The 15,824-nt window shown below is 72.9% G+C and carries 14 protein-coding genes; 6 read left to right on the top strand and 8 right to left on the bottom strand.

The window, feature by feature from the left end:
* From ACFYY1_RS19085 to ACFYY1_RS19060, 6 genes are all read right to left on the bottom strand, one after another.
* Positions 1 to 786 (bottom strand): ABC transporter ATP-binding protein, encoded by a 786-nt coding sequence (locus ACFYY1_RS19085; protein ID WP_388586675.1) that lies wholly within the window; start codon positions 784 to 786, stop codon positions 1 to 3.
* Complete coding sequence (locus tag ACFYY1_RS19080) at positions 783 to 1,778, bottom strand: FecCD family ABC transporter permease (RefSeq protein ID WP_388586673.1); 996 nt, start codon at positions 1,776 to 1,778, stop codon at positions 783 to 785. The genes ACFYY1_RS19085 and ACFYY1_RS19080 overlap by 4 nt, the downstream gene beginning before the upstream one ends.
* The gene (locus ACFYY1_RS19075; RefSeq protein WP_388586670.1) at positions 1,775 to 2,797 is read right to left on the bottom strand and encodes a FecCD family ABC transporter permease; all 1,023 of its coding nucleotides are present in this window, start codon (positions 2,795 to 2,797) and stop codon (positions 1,775 to 1,777) included. The genes ACFYY1_RS19080 and ACFYY1_RS19075 overlap by 4 nt, the downstream gene beginning before the upstream one ends.
* The gene (locus ACFYY1_RS19070; RefSeq protein ID WP_388586667.1) at positions 2,794 to 3,792 is read right to left on the bottom strand and encodes an ABC transporter substrate-binding protein; all 999 of its coding nucleotides are present in this window, start codon (positions 3,790 to 3,792) and stop codon (positions 2,794 to 2,796) included. The genes ACFYY1_RS19075 and ACFYY1_RS19070 overlap by 4 nt, the downstream gene beginning before the upstream one ends.
* Before the next feature lie 104 nt (positions 3,793 to 3,896).
* Positions 3,897 to 4,748, bottom strand: coding sequence for a siderophore-interacting protein (locus tag ACFYY1_RS19065; RefSeq protein ID WP_388586664.1), 852 nt, complete (start codon positions 4,746 to 4,748; stop codon positions 3,897 to 3,899).
* A complete protein-coding gene (locus ACFYY1_RS19060; RefSeq protein WP_388586661.1) occupies positions 4,745 to 4,984 on the bottom strand; it encodes a phosphopantetheine-binding protein in 240 nt (79 codons plus the stop codon). The genes ACFYY1_RS19065 and ACFYY1_RS19060 overlap by 4 nt, the downstream gene beginning before the upstream one ends.
* A gap of 287 nt (positions 4,985 to 5,271) precedes the next feature.
* Here ACFYY1_RS19060 and ACFYY1_RS19055 point away from each other — a divergent pair, with 287 nt between their 5' ends.
* The 6 genes from ACFYY1_RS19055 (at position 5,272) to ACFYY1_RS19030 (ending at position 13,396) form a co-directional block, all read left to right on the top strand.
* Positions 5,272 to 6,114, top strand: a complete 843-nt coding sequence (locus ACFYY1_RS19055; RefSeq protein ID WP_388586658.1) for a 2,3-dihydro-2,3-dihydroxybenzoate dehydrogenase — start codon at positions 5,272 to 5,274, stop codon at positions 6,112 to 6,114.
* Positions 6,115 to 6,168: 54 nt separating this feature from the next.
* The gene (dhbC, locus tag ACFYY1_RS19050) at positions 6,169 to 7,383 is read left to right on the top strand and encodes an isochorismate synthase DhbC (protein WP_388586655.1); all 1,215 of its coding nucleotides are present in this window, start codon (positions 6,169 to 6,171) and stop codon (positions 7,381 to 7,383) included.
* Positions 7,380 to 9,017, top strand: a complete 1,638-nt coding sequence (locus tag ACFYY1_RS19045; protein ID WP_388586652.1) for a (2,3-dihydroxybenzoyl)adenylate synthase — start codon at positions 7,380 to 7,382, stop codon at positions 9,015 to 9,017. The genes dhbC and ACFYY1_RS19045 overlap by 4 nt, the downstream gene beginning before the upstream one ends.
* Before the next feature lie 41 nt (positions 9,018 to 9,058).
* Entirely contained in the window at positions 9,059 to 9,691 is a 633-nt protein-coding gene (locus ACFYY1_RS19040; protein ID WP_388586649.1) for an isochorismatase family protein, read from the top strand.
* Positions 9,692 to 9,778: 87 nt separating this feature from the next.
* The gene (locus ACFYY1_RS19035) at positions 9,779 to 11,827 is read left to right on the top strand and encodes a DUF4139 domain-containing protein (protein ID WP_388586646.1); all 2,049 of its coding nucleotides are present in this window, start codon (positions 9,779 to 9,781) and stop codon (positions 11,825 to 11,827) included.
* A gap of 6 nt (positions 11,828 to 11,833) precedes the next feature.
* On the top strand, positions 11,834 to 13,396 hold the full coding sequence (locus ACFYY1_RS19030; protein ID WP_388586643.1) for a mucoidy inhibitor MuiA family protein: 1,563 nt from the start codon (positions 11,834 to 11,836) through the stop codon (positions 13,394 to 13,396).
* Positions 13,397 to 13,421: 25 nt separating this feature from the next.
* Here ACFYY1_RS19030 and ACFYY1_RS19025 read toward each other — a convergent pair whose 3' ends face one another.
* On the bottom strand, positions 13,422 to 14,519 hold the full coding sequence (locus tag ACFYY1_RS19025; RefSeq protein ID WP_388586640.1) for a hypothetical protein: 1,098 nt from the start codon (positions 14,517 to 14,519) through the stop codon (positions 13,422 to 13,424).
* On the bottom strand, positions 14,516 to 15,778 hold the full coding sequence (locus ACFYY1_RS19020) for a hypothetical protein (RefSeq protein ID WP_388586637.1): 1,263 nt from the start codon (positions 15,776 to 15,778) through the stop codon (positions 14,516 to 14,518). Before ACFYY1_RS19020 ends, ACFYY1_RS19025 begins: the two co-directional genes overlap by 4 nt.
* Positions 15,779 to 15,824: the final 46 nt, after the last annotated feature.

Here is a 15,824-nt window from a genome sequence, read left to right as displayed (position 1 = left end):
TTACTCTCCTAGCAGTGTGGGAACGACCATCGGTGTGCCGGTCACCGGGTCGGGGACGATGACGCTCGGCAGGTCGAAGACGTCCTTGATCAGTGCGGCGTCCACGACGTCCCCGGGCTCGCCCTCGGCGACGACGCGGCCGTCCTTCATGGCGATCAGGTGGTCGGCGAACCGGCATGCCTGGTTGATGTCGTGGAGGACCGCGACCACCGTGCGGCCCTCGTCGCGCAGCCGCGCGAGCAGGCCGAGCAGTTGGTACTGGTGGGTGATGTCCAGGAACGACGTGGGTTCGTCGAGCAGCAGGTACGGCGTCTGCTGGGCGAGCACCATGGCCATCCACACCCGTTGCCGCTGTCCGCCGGACAGCTCCCGCACCGGCCGGTCCCCCAGGCCGCCGACGCCGGCGGCGGCCATCGCCGTGTCGACGGCCGCCTCGTCGTCCGGCGACCACAGGGCCAGCATCGACTGGTGCGGGAACCTTCCCCGGCCCACCAGTTGCCGGACCCTGATGTCGTCGGGCGCCGGCGGGTCCTGCGGCAGGAAGCCGAGTTGCCTGGCCAGTGCCTTGGGGGCGTAGCGGCCGACCTCGCGGCCGTCGAGTTCCACCTGCCCGGAATCCGGGCGCAGCAGCCGGACCAGCGCGCTCAGCAGGGTCGATTTCCCGCAGGCGTTGGGGCCGACGATGGCGGTGAACGCGCCGTCGGGGACATCGGTGCTCAGCCGGGTGGATACGACCCGGTCTCCGTGGCGCAGGGTCAGGTCCCGCGCCGTCAGGCGTGCGGTCACGCGCGCCTCACCTCCTTGGTCAGCAGCCAGATCAGGTAGCAGCCGCCGATCGCGGTGCTCACCACGCCGACGGGCAGCGCGACGGGGGCCAGCAGCATCTGGGCGATCAGGTCGGCGCCCAGGAGCAGTACGGCCCCGGCCAGGGCGGCCGGGAGCAGTGGCACTCCGGCGGCGCCCGCGAGTCTGCGGCCGATCTGCGGGGCGGCCAGGGCGATGAACGCGATCGGGCCGGCCACCGCGGTCACCGTGGCCGTGCAGCCGACGCCGACCAGCACCATCAGCAGCCGCAGCCGGTCGATCCCGACGCCGGTGGTCACCGCGACCGCGTCGCCGAGCGACGCCTGGTGCATGGCGTGCGCCCGAGAGGCCATCAGGGCCAGCAGTACGGCGATCACCGTGAAGGGGATCCCCAGGTCGGCCCAGCCCACTCCGTTGAGCGAGCCGGCGCTCCAGCCGACGGCGGCGATCGCCACCTCCAGTTCGGCGCGCAGCACGATCCAGGAGTTGACCGCGGTCACCATCGCGTTGATCGCGATGCCGATGACCACCAACCGGAGCCCGGAGAAGCCCCGTTCGAACGACAGCAGGTAGATCGCGGCCGCGACGGCCAGCCCGCCGAGCACCGAACCGACGGCGAGTTGCGCGGAGGTGCCCGAGAGCACGGTGAGGGCGACCAGGGCGCCGGTGTAGGCGCCCGCGTCGAGGCCGATGACGTCCGGGCTGCCCATCGGGTTGCGGGTGAGGTTCTGGAAGATCGCCCCCGCCACACCGAGTGCGGCGCCGAAGACCAGCCCGGCCAGTACGCGTGGCAGCCGCCAGTCCCGGATCACCACGGAGCGGTCCGTCCCGGTGAGCGCGGCGAACACCTCGCCGGGGGTGGACCATGACGCCCCGTAGCACAGCCCGAGCAGGCCCAGGCCCAGCAGCAGGGGGACCAGCGCGGCGCAGAGCAGCAGGGTGCGGCGCTCGATCCTCGGTAGGGGTACGGTCACAGCGACCCCGTCCCGTGCCGGCGGACGGCCCGGATCAGCATGGGGCCGCCGAGGAACGCGGTCACGACGGCCACGGGCACCTCGCCGGTGGGCAGCAGGACCCGCGCCCCGATGTCGGCGACCAGGAGCAGGATCGGCCCCAGCACCATCGCGTAAAGGATCAGCCAGGGCACCGAGCCCGCCGCCGGCCTGCGCACCAGGTGCGGCACGATCAGCCCGACGAAGAGAATCGGTCCGGCCACCGCCGTCGCCGCCCCGCTGAGCACGGTGATCAGCACCAGGGCGGCGGCCCGTGTCCGGCCCACGCCCGCGCCCAGTGTCCGTGCCACGTTCTCCCCCAGCGTCAGGGCGTTCAGTGCCCGGCTCAGCAGCAGCGCGCCGAGCAGGGCCACGGCGATCGCGGTCAACGGCAGGGCCAGTGGCGCCTGTTCGCGGCCCGCGAGCGATCCGACCGACCAGAACCGGTAGGTGTCGAAGACGTCCGGGAGCATCAGCCGCATGCCCAGCGCGACGCCGCCCAGTACCGCGGTCAGGGCCACTCCGGTGAGGACCAGGCGCAGCGGTGAGCGCTGTCCGACCGCGGCGACCAGCAGCGCGGCGAGTACGGATCCGGCGATCGCGAAGCCCAGTTCGCCCGCCTGTCCGCCGGCCGGCCCGAGCGCCGAGCCGATGGTGACGGCGAATCCGGCGCCCGCGGTGACCCCGAGGATGCCGGGCTCGGCCAGCGGGTTGCGGGCCAGCGTCTGGATCAGCGCGCCGGCCACCGCGAGCGCGGCGCCCACCGCGATGGCCAGCAGTGCGCGCGGCGCCCGGATGTCGCGCACGATCACCTGGTCGTCGGTGCCCTGGTGGTCGAAGAGTGCCCGCACCACCTCGGCGGGCGGAACGTGGCGGGCCCCGACGCCCATGCCGATCACGGCGATCGCTGCCAGCAGCAGCAGTCCGCCGACGAGCAGGCCGATCCGCGGCCCGGCCCGCCCGGTCCCCGCCGTCCGGGAGACGCGGCCCGCGACGGTCACCGGTTCAGCAGCGGAGCGAGCGACTTGTCGATCGCGTCCAGGGTCTGGACGGCCTCGCCGTAGGTCGCGGCCTCGGTGTAGCGGAACGGGAACGCCTTGCCGGCCTTGACGGCGGGCAGGTTCTTCCAGAGCTTCGAGTCCAGGACGTACTGGACGGACTTGGGGACGCTGCCGTCGGCGGCGACCGAGTACGTCAGGACGTCGGCCTCGCGGAAGGCGGCCGGGAGTTCCTCGATGGAGGGGTACTCGCTGACCGATTGCGAACCGGGGCCGGGCTTCTTGACCTTGCCGTAGTACTTCGCGCCGAGGTCCTCGGCGATGTTGGTGCCCCACGAGCCGTCGAACTCGCGCTGGAAGGTGCCCTTGGCGGCGTCCCCGTACGCGCCGACGTGGCCCAACTTGAGCTGCGGCAGCACGTCCTCGTACTTCTTGGCCAGCTCCGCGGCCTTGGCCTCGTACGTGTCCTTCGCGGCGTCGAACTGCTTGAGCGAGCCCGCGGCGTCGGACTGCTTGCGGGACAGTTCGCGCCAGGCGGACGGCACGGTCGGGCCGATCGCCACGACCGGGGCGATGGACTCCAGCCGCTTGACGTCGATGTCGCCGAGCACGGGGGCGGGCACACCGATGACGATGAGGTCGGGGTCGGCCTCGGCGACGGCCTCGTAGTTGGTCTCGGCCGCCTGCTCCCCCGCCACCTTGGGGAGCTTCTTGTACTCGGCCAGGTCCTCCGTGGACATCATCGGCTCGCCGCGCTGCCACGACGAGATCCCGACCAGCGGTGCATCGGCCTCGATGAGGGCGGGCACGGCATAGCCGGTGGCCACCACGCGCTTCGGGTCGGCCGGGATGGTGATCTTGCCGTTGTCCGCGGCGAACACCCGGGTCGCGCCCTGGTCCGAGGCGTCCGACCCGCTCTGCGAGGAGAACCCGCAGCCGGTCAGGATCAGTGCCAGCGAAGCGGCTCCGACCAGGCCGGACGATCTGCGTATGGACATGGAACACTCCTTGTTGCTCAGGTGAGGCACACCTTGTTCGGTGGCCTTTTGGTCAGGACGGACCGGAGAGCGGCGTCACGCCCGCCCCCTGTCCGGCCGGTCGGTCAGTGGTCGTCCTCGTCGAAGTCGGCGACGCCGCGCTTCCAGTAACCGGTGATGTCGCTGTCGGCCTTCTCCAGGCGCAGTTCGTCGCGGGCCCAGCGGCGCAGCGGTTTGATCTGCCCCGCCTCGCCGGCGGCCCACACGTACACCCGCTCCCCCTCGGGCACGGTCACCGCGGTCACGGACCGTGCCAGCGCGTCGCCGGTTCCGGCCGGCCGGTCGCCGCGGTGCAGCCAGCACACCTCGACGCCCTCGGGCGCGGACAGCTCGATCTCCTGCGCGGCGTCGACGACTTCGACGAACGCCCAGCCCTTCGAGCTCCTGGGCAGTTCCTCCAGCCATCGCGCGATCGCGGGCAGGGCCGTGATGTCGCCCGCGAGCAGATAGCGGTCGTAGGTGTGCGGGACGATCGTTCCGCCGGGCGGCCCCGCGATGTGCATGATGTCGCCGGGCCGCGCCCCCTGCGCCCAGTCCGAGGCGAGGCCGCCGTCGTGCAGGGCGACGTCGAGGTCGATCTCGCCCGCGACCAGGTCGTGGCGGCGCACGGTGTACTCCCGCGAGACGGACGCCGGTCGCGGCCAGCTCAGCATCAGTCCGTTCCGCTCGGGCAGCCGCAGCGAACCGTCCGGATCCGGGAAGAGCAGTTTCACGTGTTCGTCCGGCGCGTGGGCCTCGAACCCCTCGGCGCCGGGCCCGCCCAGCGTCACCCGCAGCAGGCCGGCGCCGACCATGGCGGTGCGTACGACCTCGGTCGCCCGGATGCCGATCGGGTAGCCCACCTTCTCGGCGCGGCGGCCCGCCCGGACCTCCGCGATCCGGTCCAGGTGACGGTGCCGGTGATCGATCCGGCTCATGCGGCACCGCCCGTCAACAGCTGGGTCCAGTGCCCCAGTTCGGGCTGCTCGGCCAGATCGGCGAACTCCAGCGCGGACGCTCCGGCGCCACGCCAGCGGTCGACCAGGACCATGATCCGCACCGAGTCCAGGCCGAGGTCGACGAGGTTCTCCTCGGGCGCGATCCCGGCGGGGTCGCAGCCGAGCAGTTCCGCGACGTCCGCACGGACGCGTTCGGGCGACAGGGTCTGATTCATCGGGTTGCTCCTGCGGAGATGGATGCCGGCAGCGCGGTCGACGCGTCGGCGGTGATGGGGAGACGGCGCCACGGCGGAGGATCGGCGACCCACTCCACACTAAGGCAAGGCTAACCTAACTTACGCATCGGGCGTAGAGCACCGGCCCTTCTCGCATTGCGGGACATCCGCACCCCAACTCCCCGCACGGGCCCGCCCGTCAGGTCACCACGAGCCCGCAACGGCACCCTCTCCATGCAATTTAAGTTAGGTTAGCCTTACCTGACTTTCCCGAACGGAGGTTACTCATGCCTGGCCTCACTCCTACGCACATATCGGGCAGGAGCGGCGAGTTCGACGGTCGTACCGTCCTGGTCACCGGTGCCGCACAAGGCATCGGAGCGGCTGTCGCCGAGCTGTTCGCCGGCCTCGGCGCCAAGGTGGCCGCCACCGACCGCGCGCGGGACGGCATCGATGCCCTGGCCGCCCGGTGGAAACGGCGACAGGCGGAGAAACCGGGGAGCGGACGCCCGACGGGCCGTCTGGAGCCGTACGTCATGGACGTCACCGACCGGCCGTCGGTGGAGCGCACCGTGGCCCGGACCGAGCGCGAACTCGGCCCCATCGACGTACTCGTGAACGTCGCGGGCATCCTGCGTCCCGGCCCCGCCACCGAACTCCGCGCCGAGGACTGGTCGGACACCTTCGCGGTGAACACCGACGGCGTCCTGCACACCTCGCAGACCGTCGCACCGCTGATGGCCGGCCGGGGCAACGGCTGTGTCATCACCGTCGGTTCCAACGCCGCCGGGATCCCCCGCACCGGCATGGCCGCCTACGCCGCTTCGAAGGCCGCGGCGGTCATGTTCACCAAATGCCTGGGCCTCGAACTCGCCCGCAGCGGCGTACGGTGCAACGTCGTCGCACCCGGATCCACCGACACGGCGATGCAACGCGCCCTGTGGACCGGCTCCGACGCCGAACAGCGCGTCGTCGACGGAGACCCTGCGACCTACCGCACCGGTATCCCGCTGGGCCGGATCGCCGCCCCCGAGGACATCGCCGACGCCGTCGCGTTCCTCGCCTCGGACCGCGCCCGCCACATCACCATGCAGGAGCTGTACGTCGACGGCGGCGCGACCCTGCGCTGAACCACCCGCAACTCCCCACCCCCCTCAGGCACAACCATCGAGAATGGAGTCACCGTGTCGACGGCTTCCCAGGTCGCCACGCACCTGCCCCCGGCCCCTCCCGCCCACCCGGCCCACCCGGCCGTAGGCGCCGCCACCTCGCTCCTGGACTCCTACGCCCCGGGCGACCACTTCCTCGCCACCCCCGGCCGCACCCTGCTGGCCCGCGGCGCGGCACGCCCCGTACCCGACGACGCGCGGCCCCTGGACGAGCGGGTGGACGCCACCCTGGCCGAGGCCGCCGCGGCCGGGCAGGAATCGCCCGTGGTCATCGGCGCCGTCCCGTTCGACCACGAGGCACCGGCCGCCCTGAGCGTGCCGACGGCCCTGCGCATCGCGCCCCCGCTCGCCTCCGACCCGCTGATCGCCCTGCCCGCCGACGCCACCGGCCCGGCGGACTGGCGGATACGCCCGGTCCCCGAACCCGAGGTCTACGGAGCGGGCGTCGCCTCGGCCGTGGAGCGCATGTGGCGCGGAGAGTTCAGCAAGGTGGTGCTCGCCCGCACCCTCGAACTCACCTCCCCCGCCCCGCTCGACCTGCCCGGGATGCTCCAGCGCCTGGCCCGCCGCGACCCCACCGGCCACACCTTCGCACTGCCGGCCGGTGACGGACGCACCCTCATCGGCGCCAGTCCGGAACTCCTGGTCTCCCGGCAGGGACGACGGGTGGTCGCCAATCCGCTCGCCGGGTCCACCCCGCGCAGCACCGACCTGGCCGAGGACGTCCGCCGCGCCGCCACCCTCCTGGAGTCCGCGAAGGACCTGCACGAGCACGCCGTCGTGGTGGACGCCGTCCACCAGGCCCTGGCCCCGCACTGCACGGAGCTGACCCTCCCGGCCCGGCCGACCCTGATCCGCACCGCCACCATGTGGCACCTGTCCACCACGGTCACCGGCACGCTCGCCTCCCCCGACGTCTCGGCCCTGGCCCTGGCCCGCGCCCTGCACCCGACCCCGGCCGTGTGCGGCACCCCCACCGAAACGGCCCGGCGGATCATCGCGGAGACCGAGCCGTTCGACCGCGGCTTCTTCACCGGGATGGTGGGCTGGGGCGACGCCCGGGGCGACGGCGAGTGGGTCGTCACGATCCGCTGTGCCGAGGCCGAGGAACGCACACTGCGCCTCTACGCGGGCGCCGGCATCGTGGCGGCGTCCGTGCCCGAGGCGGAGACCGTCGAGACGGCGGCCAAGTTCCGTACCTTCCTCAGCGCCGTGGGGGCCGAACTGTGAGCCCGTACGACGCCCCCACCTGGCCGGCCGAGTTCGCCGAGCGGTACCGGGCCGCGGGCTGGTGGCGCGGCGAGACGTTCGGCTCCATGCTCCGGGAGCGCGCCGAGGCGCACCCGGACCGGATCGCCGTGGTCGACCCCGTCGCGGGAACCCGGTGGAGCTACGCGGAACTGGACCGGCGCGCCGACCGGCTGGCCGCCGGCCTCCTCGCCCGGAACATCACCAAGGGCGACCGGGTGGTGGTCCAACTGCCCAATGTCGCGGAGTTCTTCGAGGTCGTCTTCGCGCTGTTCCGGATCGGCGCGCTGCCCGTGTTCGCGCTGCCGGCCCACCGCGAGAGCGAGATCTCCTACTTCTGCGAGTTCACCGAGGCGGTCGCGTACGTCGTCGCGGCACAGCACGACGGCTACGACTACCGCGAACTGGCGGCCCGCACCCGGGCCGGCGCACCCGCGCTGCGGCACGTGTTCGTCGCCACCGGGGACCCCGGCGAGTTCGAGGCGCTGTCCGACGTGGCGACGGATCCGGTCGGACACGATGCTCCGCGCCCGGCCGACCTGGCCTTCCTCCAGCTCTCCGGCGGCAGCACCGGCGTACCGAAACTGATTCCGCGCACCCACGACGACTACATCTACTCGCTCCGCGGCTCCAACGAGATCTGCGGGGTCGACGAGGAGAGCGTCTACCTCTGTGCGCTGCCCGCGGCCCACAACTTCCCGCTTTCCTCCCCCGGTTCGCTCGGCACGCTCTACGCCGGAGGCCGCGTGGTGCTGTGCCCGCACCCCTCACCCGAGGTGGCCTTCCCGCTGATCGAACGGGAACGGGTCACCCTCACCGGACTGGTCCCGCCCCTGGCCCTGCTCTGGACCCGGGCGGCCACCACCACCGCGCACGACCTCGGCAGCCTCGACGTCCTGCTGGTGGGTGGCGCCAAGTTCAGCGAGGAGGCCGCGCGTCGGGTCCGGCCTGCGCTCGGCTGCACCTTGCAGCAGGTCTTCGGCATGGCCGAGGGCCTGGTCAACTACACCCGGCTGGACGACCCGGTCGAGGTGATCGTCACCACCCAGGGGCGGCCCATCTCACCGGACGACGAGATCCTGGTCGTCGACGACCAGGACCAGGAGGTCGCACCGGGCGAAACGGGCCATCTGCTGACGCGCGGCCCCTACACGATCCGGGGCTACTGGCGAGCACCGGAACACAACGCCCGGTCGTTCACCGAGGACGGCTTCTACCGCACGGGCGACGTCGTCCGGACCACCCCCACCGGCCACATCGTCGTCGAGGGCCGCGCCAAGGACCAGATCAACCGGGGCGGCGAGAAGATCGCCGCCGAGGAGGTGGAGAACCACCTCCTGGCCCACCCCCGCGTCCACGACGCCAACGTGGTGGCCGAGCCGGACCCGTACCTGGGCGAACGCACCTGCGCGTACGTGATCCTGCGGCCGGGCGCGGGTCCGCTGAAGGCGGTGGACGTCAAAGAGTTCGTACGTGAACGGGGTCTGGCCGCGTACAAGGTGCCCGACCGGGTCGAGTTCGTGGACGCGTTCCCGCAGACCGGCGTCGGAAAGATCTCCAAGAAGGCGCTACGGACCGCCGCGGCCCGGAACACGTCCGTCCCTCCATCGGCCTGACCCTCCCGTGAACATCCTCCCCTGAACGGAATCCCCGCACCATGGCCCTGCCCGCCATCGCCCCGTACCCCATGCCGGCCGCCGGCGAGCTGCCCGCCAACCGGGTCGGGTGGACCGTCGACCCGTCACGTGCGGTGCTCCTCGTCCACGATCTGCAGAACCACTTCCTGTCGGCCTACGATCCCTCTGCCGCGCCGATCCCCGAACTCCTTTCGCACGTGGCGGAGTTGAAGAGGGCGGCGACGCGGCTCGGCGTCCCGGTGCTCTACACCGCGCAGCCCGGCGGCCAGAGCCCCGAACAGCGCGGACTGCAACAGGACTTCTGGGGTCCGGGCCTGCCGGCCGACCCGCACGCCGCCGCGATCGCCGAGGCCGTCGCGCCCGACGAGGGCGACACGGTGCTCACCAAGTGGAAGTACAGCGGCTTCGTCCGCACCGACCTCCTGGAACGCCTGCGCGAACAGGGCCGCGACCAGATCGTCATCACCGGCGTCTACGCCCACATCGGCGTCCTGATGACCGCGTGCGACGCCTGGATGCAGGACATCCAGGCCTTCGTGGTGGCCGACGCGGTGGCCGACTTCTCCGCCGAGGACCATGCGATGGCCCTGCGCTGGGCGGCGGGCAGATGCGCGGTCGTCACGAGCACCCGGGCCGTCTTCGAGGGGAGCTGACCGTCGCCGTACGCAGGATCGGCGCGGGCGCGCGGACCGGCCCGGCGTAAGCTGCGTTCGGCATGGACACGGCTGGGGGCGGAGCACATGACGGATGAGTCGGCACGGCGTTGGGGCTCGGCCCTCGATTCGGTCGTGGTGTACGCGCAGGGCGCGATCTGCCGGCGCCTGGCCCGGGGCAGCGTGTCGCCCGACGGCCGGGTGCGGGTGACGGGTCTGCCCCGCTCGCTGGACCCGGGCTCGCTGCGGGCCGGTGTCCTCGGCTCCCCCGGGGTGCGCGTCACCGAGGCCCGGGTGGAGGTCGAGGCCGAGCCGGTCGCCCCGGGCACGCCCGACGCGTTGCGGCGCGAGGTCGAGCGGCTGAGCGACGAGCACGCGGCAGCGCAAGGACGCCGCGACCGGCAGCTGAGCCTGATCGAGGAGGTCAGGGCTCTCCACCCGGTCCCGCCTGCCCGCAAGCGGGACGATCCGCACCGCCGTACCCCGGTCGACGCCTGGCTGGAGCTCGCCGGCTTCGTCGACGAGCGGCTGGCGGGGCTGCACGAGCGTCTCGTCGAGTTGGAGGAGGCGCTGCGCGCCGTCGAGCACGAGCTCGACGGCGCCGCCGACCGGCTCGCGCGGGCCTCCACCGACGCGCCGTCGGCACATGTGGAGACCACGGTCTGTGCGGTGCTGACCCTCACCGGCGCCGACACCGGTGGCGCGGAGGTGGAGGTGGAGCTGGAGTACGGGGTGCCGGGCGCCGTCTGGGTGCCGGCCTACCGCCTGGCTCACCGTCAGGGCGACGGCAGCGGCAGGCTGATGCTGCGCGCCTCGGTCGCGCAGCGGACCGGCGAGGACTGGACCGGTGTGCGCATCGCCCTGGCCACCGCCGATCTCCGGCGCCGCACCGACCTGCCGAGGCTCCGGTCGATGCGGATCGGACGCAGCCAGCCCGCCCCCGCGCCCTCCGGCTGGCGCGAGCCCCCGGCCGGGCTCGTCGACCTGTTCTCCGGGTACGACGCGGCAGGTCCCCGCCCGGTCCCGGCATCCGCGGTGTTGGTGGGCGGCAGCGCCCCGGTGGCCGTCGCGGCCGAGCCGGCTCTGCCCCCGCCGCCTCCCCCGCCCCCTACACCGGCCCCGGCCCAGGCCCCGCTGAGCTACGGCGCTGCGCCGGCCGTGTTCCCGGCGCCGAGCGGCGGGTACGGCGCTCCCCCGGCAGCCTCGGGCAGCAGGTCCTTCCCGCGTGCCGCCGGCGCCGCCATGGCTCCCCCGGCTCCAGGCGGGGCCGTGCCACCGCCGCCGGCCCCGGCAGCCGGTCCGCCGCAGCCGAGCGGCGCCGAACTCGACTACGCCGAGCTGGTCCTGTGCGGCCCCGAGGAGACGGGCGGTCGCAGGGGCCGGCTGTTTCCCGGCTCCCCCTACGACCCGGTGGCGGCCGAGTACCGCCGCCGCGCCGAGACGGTGGCCTCGCTGCCGCTGCCCGGTCAGGCCGTACGGCCCCGCGAGTCGGCGGGTTCCTTCGACCACCGCTTCGATGCCGCCGCCCGCGCGGACATCCCGTCGGACGGCACCTGGCACACCGTCACCGTCGGCGAGATCCCGGTCGGTCTGCGGACCGAGTACCTCTGTGTGCCGTCCGTGGAGCAGACCGTGTACGCGACGCTGGTGCTCTCCAACTCCACCGACCAGGCGCTGCTGGCCGGCCCGGTGGAGATCACCGTCGACGACGACTACCTGCTGACCGCCGCACTGCCCACGCTCGCCCCCGGCGGGGTCCGCCGGGTGGGGCTCGGGCCGGCCGAAGGCATCCGGGTCACCCGCCGCACCAATCTGCACGAGTCCACCGCGGGGCTGCGCAACAACACCACCGTGCTCGACCACCGCGTCCACGTGGAACTGTCCAATGGGCTGGCGAGGCCCGTCACGGTGGAGGTCCACGAACGGGTTCCGGTCTCCTCCGAGCCGGACGTCCGGATCGAGGAACGGGCCGACTGGACGGCGCCCGAGGAAGACACGGGGCCCGACCGGCATGCGCCGGGCACCCGCGTCTGGCGACTCGCCCTGCCCGCAGGCGCCACCGCCGCTCTCGACGGCGGCTACGAGATCCGCATCCCGACCGGCAAGGCCCTGGTCGGCGGCAACCGCAGGAGCTGACACACCATGTCCACGGCCCCGAAGCCGATCGCCCTCCCCGTCACCGCCGTCACCTGCCTTGAGGACCGCGCCCACGTCGAGCGCGCCGTCGTGCTCGATCTGGAGGCCGGGGTCCAGCGGCTGCGTCTCGGGCCGGTCAGCGCGCTGGCCGTCGACCGGACCCTCCATGCCGAGCTGACCGCCGAGCACCCCGCGACCGTGCTCGACGTACGGATCGTCCGCAGCTGGACGCCGCGCGCGCCGCTGCCGCCCACCCAGGACGACTCCGCCCTGCGCCACCGCGTACACGCCCTCGAAGAGGAACGGCTGACCCTGGGGCAGCGGCGCGACCGGCTGAAGACCCGGCTCGACCTGCTCGGCCGCCTCGCCGCCGATCTGCTGCGGGAGATCGGCGAGGGCGCGGGCCACGGGGAGACCGAAGGGGCCCGCTGGTCCCGGGAACTGGACCGGGTGGACGCCGAACGCGACGAACACGGCGAGCAACTCCGCGCCACGGACGCCCGGTTGGCCGCCATCGCCGCCGAACTGCGGGCAGCCGAGCGGGCCATGGAGCTCGCCGAGGAGGAGCCCGCCGAGCTGGTCGGCCATGTCGAGCTGACCGTGGAGGCCGCGGCCGCCGGGCCGGCCGGGCTGCGGCTGAGCCACCTCACCCCGTGTGCGCTGTGGCGGCCCGCCTACCGGGCCGTGCTCGACGGGGACTCCTTGACGCTGGAGACCGACGCGATGGTCTGGCAGCGCACCGGCGAGGACTGGTCGGACGTACGGCTGACACTGTCGACGGCCCGCTCGGCCCTGGCCACCGATCCGCCACGGCTGGACGAGGACCGGCTGACCCTCAAGGACCGCTCCGCGGCGGAGCGCCGCACGGTCGACGTGGAGCTGCGCGAGGAGGAGATCGGGGCCCTCGGCCCGGCCCCGGTGCTCGGTCTGCCGGGGGTGGACGACGGCGGCGAGACGCGGGTGCTGAGATCCCCCGCGCCGGTCTCGGTGCCCGGTGACGGCCACGCCCACCGGGTGCCGCTGTCCGCCTTCACCACGGCCGCACGCAGCGAGTACGCCTGCTCACCGGAGCTTTCTCCACTGGTCACCCAGGTGGTGCGGTTCGACAACCTGTCCGGCCACGCGCTGCTCGCCGGGCCTGTGGACCTGGTGCGCGGGAGCGGCTTCGGCGGGCGCGGCACGCTGGACTTCACCGCCCCCGGCACCCCCGCCGAGCTGGCCTTCGGCAGCTGCGACGACTACCGGGTGGTCCGGCGGGCCGAGGAGTCCCGCGACTCCACCGGGATCACACAGCGGACCGTGGTCACCCGCACGGTCCGGCTGCACCTGTCCCGGTTCTCCGCCCCCGGGGAGCAGGACGATCGGGTGGTCGTCCTGCGGGAGCGGGTTCCGGTGTCCGAGGTCTCGGCGGTGGAGATCCGGTTGCGGAAGGGTTCGTGCTCCCCGGCGCCCGACGCGGTCGACGCCGAGGGCGTCGTCCGCTGGGACGTCCCGCTCCCGCCCGGTGGCCGACGCACGGTCACCCTGGTCTACGAGGTGTCGGCGAGCGCCAAGGTCACCGGGCTCTGAGGCCGGTGGCCGGTCGCCCGGGATGTCACGGGGTGGCCGGGGCGGAACATCCGTGGCCCTTCGCCGAACGCTCGGCGAAGGCCCGCAGTGCCGCACGTTCGTAGGCGAGGTCCGCGTCGCTTCTGGGGTAGTCGAGGCGCTCGCGCGCATCGGCCCACGGCTGCAGGGTGAACAGGGCCCGGCCGTCGGGGCACTCGGCCGTTGTCCAGCTCATCCGGCCGCCGGGGTCGCGCTGATGTGCGGGTGTGCCGGAGTCCGGTGCGCCCATGAAGGATCGCTGCTTGGCCAGGAACAACTGCTGTTGCGCGTAGGGGCCGAAGTCCGCTTCGAGTCTGTAGCGCCTCCTGCGGTCGGCGTCGCCGAGCAGGCAGGTCTCGTGCGGGGCGCCCCCGCGGGCCGTCTCGGTGGCGATCGCCATGCCGTGTGCGGCGGGAATGCCGGAGCAGGTCCCGTCCGCCGTGCCGAGCGGCTCGTAGTCGTCCTCGGTCACCGGCAGGCCGAGGCTGCTGACGGGCTTCCCGAGCTCGGCCCCGCAGTGCCGGGCCTTCGAGGCCCTGGACGCGGTGGAGGTGGCGATCCTGGTGAGCTCCGGTCTTTCGGCCGGGTCGTCCAGTGACGTGGAGCCAGTTGTCGTGACGGATACGTACAAGCCCTTGGCACTGCGTGTCCCGGTGCACTTCAGGACCAGGCTCGTGGTCACGTCCTCGTACTCGGCGGCACTGAAGAGATCCGCCTCCGCGTCGTCTCCCGGGTCGGCTCCGAAGAGCCCTGTCCATCCGTGGCCGACCGGCACGGCGAACGCCCACGGAGCGCCCGTGAAAAGGGAGTCCGGGCGCTTCCCGGTCTGTGGGGTGTCGAGGACGCGGATCTCGACGGTGCCACCGTCGTGCACGCCCACCGCACAGCCCACCAGGCCCGCGCCGCTTGCTTCGTTCTCGACCTCGACGGCTCCCGCGCCGAGCACGCCGCGCACCACGTTCCGGTCGAGCAGGCCGCCGCAGGCTCCGTCGAGCGCCGACTCGTCGCTCCAGCGCTGGAAGTCGCCGTGCACCTGGAGATACCCGGCGACGACGACGGCCGCGGCAGCCAGGGCCACGACCGCCCGCAGGACGTTGCGTCTCACCGCCATCCCTCCACCTCTCCCAGGATCCTGGATTCATGACACCCCTGCTGCCGGGGCCAGCCGTCGGGGTCGGCGAGATAGCTGTCCATCAGCTTGCGGGCGTCCTTGGAGTACTTGGTCCGCTCCGTCCCAGTGAGCGTGTACGCACTGAGATCGTTGGTCTCCATACGGATGGTGACCCGGTGGTACGTGCTGCCCGCGGCACACTCCGACCCTGCCCACAGGGCGAGTTCGCGCGACCCCGACTCCGGGATGTCCCTGGTCCGTTCCCCTTCGCGGAAGCCGAAGCCGTCACCGTCGTTTCGGTACTGGGCGTCGGCCGAGTCCCTGAGCGGCCCGGACCAGCTCGCCGCCGAGACCTCGACGACCGCACCGTCGGGTGGCGTCGGGTCGGTGTGAATCGGGTCCATGCGGTCCAGGACGGTGGCGGTGCAGACGCTCACCAGCCGTGAGTCCTGCAGATCACCGCTCGCGGTCCACTTGCCGGGGAAACCCGCTCGCCTGCCGACCCCGCGGCACTTCTTCACACCCAGACCCGGCTCGTCGATCCGCACGACCTCGATGTTGCCGCCGTCCGCGTCCTTGGTGACATGGGCCTCGTACGTGTCGAGGACCCGCGTGGGCGGCTTCAGCGGGGAGCCGCCGCACTTCTGCGCGGCGGTGATCCCGTTGGCGACCCGGACCGCGGTACGGAGGCCGCGGAGGTACCCGGCCTGCTTCCCCTTGCCGGGAACGGGCAGATCGACATCGGCCGCGACGTACATCCCCGGCACCTCGCGGGCCCGCCCCGCCAGCCCGCCGGGACACTCGGCGACGACCCACGCCCGCCCCCGCTCGTCCACCCGGCCGGTGAGTCCGGGTGCCTCGTACCCGTCGTTGTCGACGCCGGGCAGGATGTCCTCGGCCCGCAACGTCATCGGTATCCCGGAAATGATCGCGACGGCCCGTACCCGCACCGATCCGTGCCCCGGCCAGGTGACGGAGCAGTTCACCAGGGAGTGGCTGTCCTCATCGGGATCGAGCACGGTGCCGTACTGAGTGACCTCGCCCGCGACGTCGTCGGGCACGAGGCCCCGCAGCTCCTCGTACGGCAGCAGCCCCGCACAGGCACGCTTCAACTGCGCCCGGTTCGCCGCCACATGGCGCTGCTCGTCCGGCCGGCCGCCGCCCTCCGGGAAGAGCACCACCCCCGTGACGAGCAGCACGAGCGGCAGCCCTATGAGCAACGGCTTGCGCAGCCTTGACGGCACTCGGCCCACGGAGCCCCCTCCCCCAGTACCACTGGCGCATCCAAGTCATCGCCGG

Origin of the sequence: Streptomyces sp. NPDC001890 (assembly GCF_042891445.1) — a bacterium.
In the GTDB taxonomy this organism is placed as follows: domain Bacteria; phylum Actinomycetota; class Actinomycetes; order Streptomycetales; family Streptomycetaceae; genus Streptomyces.
The sequence above is the reverse complement of the archived record's forward strand: the minus strand, read 5'-3'. Positions and strand labels throughout refer to the sequence as shown.

Excerpts from the sequence above, each read along its gene's own strand:
- ACFYY1_RS19065 (WP_388586664.1), bottom strand. The coding sequence starts at position 4,748 with ATGAGCCGGATCGATCACCGGCACCGTCACCTGGACCGGATCGCGGAG.
- ACFYY1_RS19060 (WP_388586661.1), bottom strand. The coding sequence starts at position 4,984 with ATGAATCAGACCCTGTCGCCCGAACGCGTCCGTGCGGACGTCGCGGAA.
- ACFYY1_RS19040 (WP_388586649.1), top strand. The coding sequence starts at position 9,059 with ATGGCCCTGCCCGCCATCGCCCCGTACCCCATGCCGGCCGCCGGCGAG.
- ACFYY1_RS19055 (WP_388586658.1), top strand. The coding sequence starts at position 5,272 with ATGCCTGGCCTCACTCCTACGCACATATCGGGCAGGAGCGGCGAGTTC.
- ACFYY1_RS19030 (WP_388586643.1), top strand. The coding sequence starts at position 11,834 with ATGTCCACGGCCCCGAAGCCGATCGCCCTCCCCGTCACCGCCGTCACC.
- ACFYY1_RS19035 (WP_388586646.1), top strand. The coding sequence starts at position 9,779 with ATGACGGATGAGTCGGCACGGCGTTGGGGCTCGGCCCTCGATTCGGTC.
- ACFYY1_RS19070 (WP_388586667.1), bottom strand. The coding sequence starts at position 3,792 with ATGTCCATACGCAGATCGTCCGGCCTGGTCGGAGCCGCTTCGCTGGCA.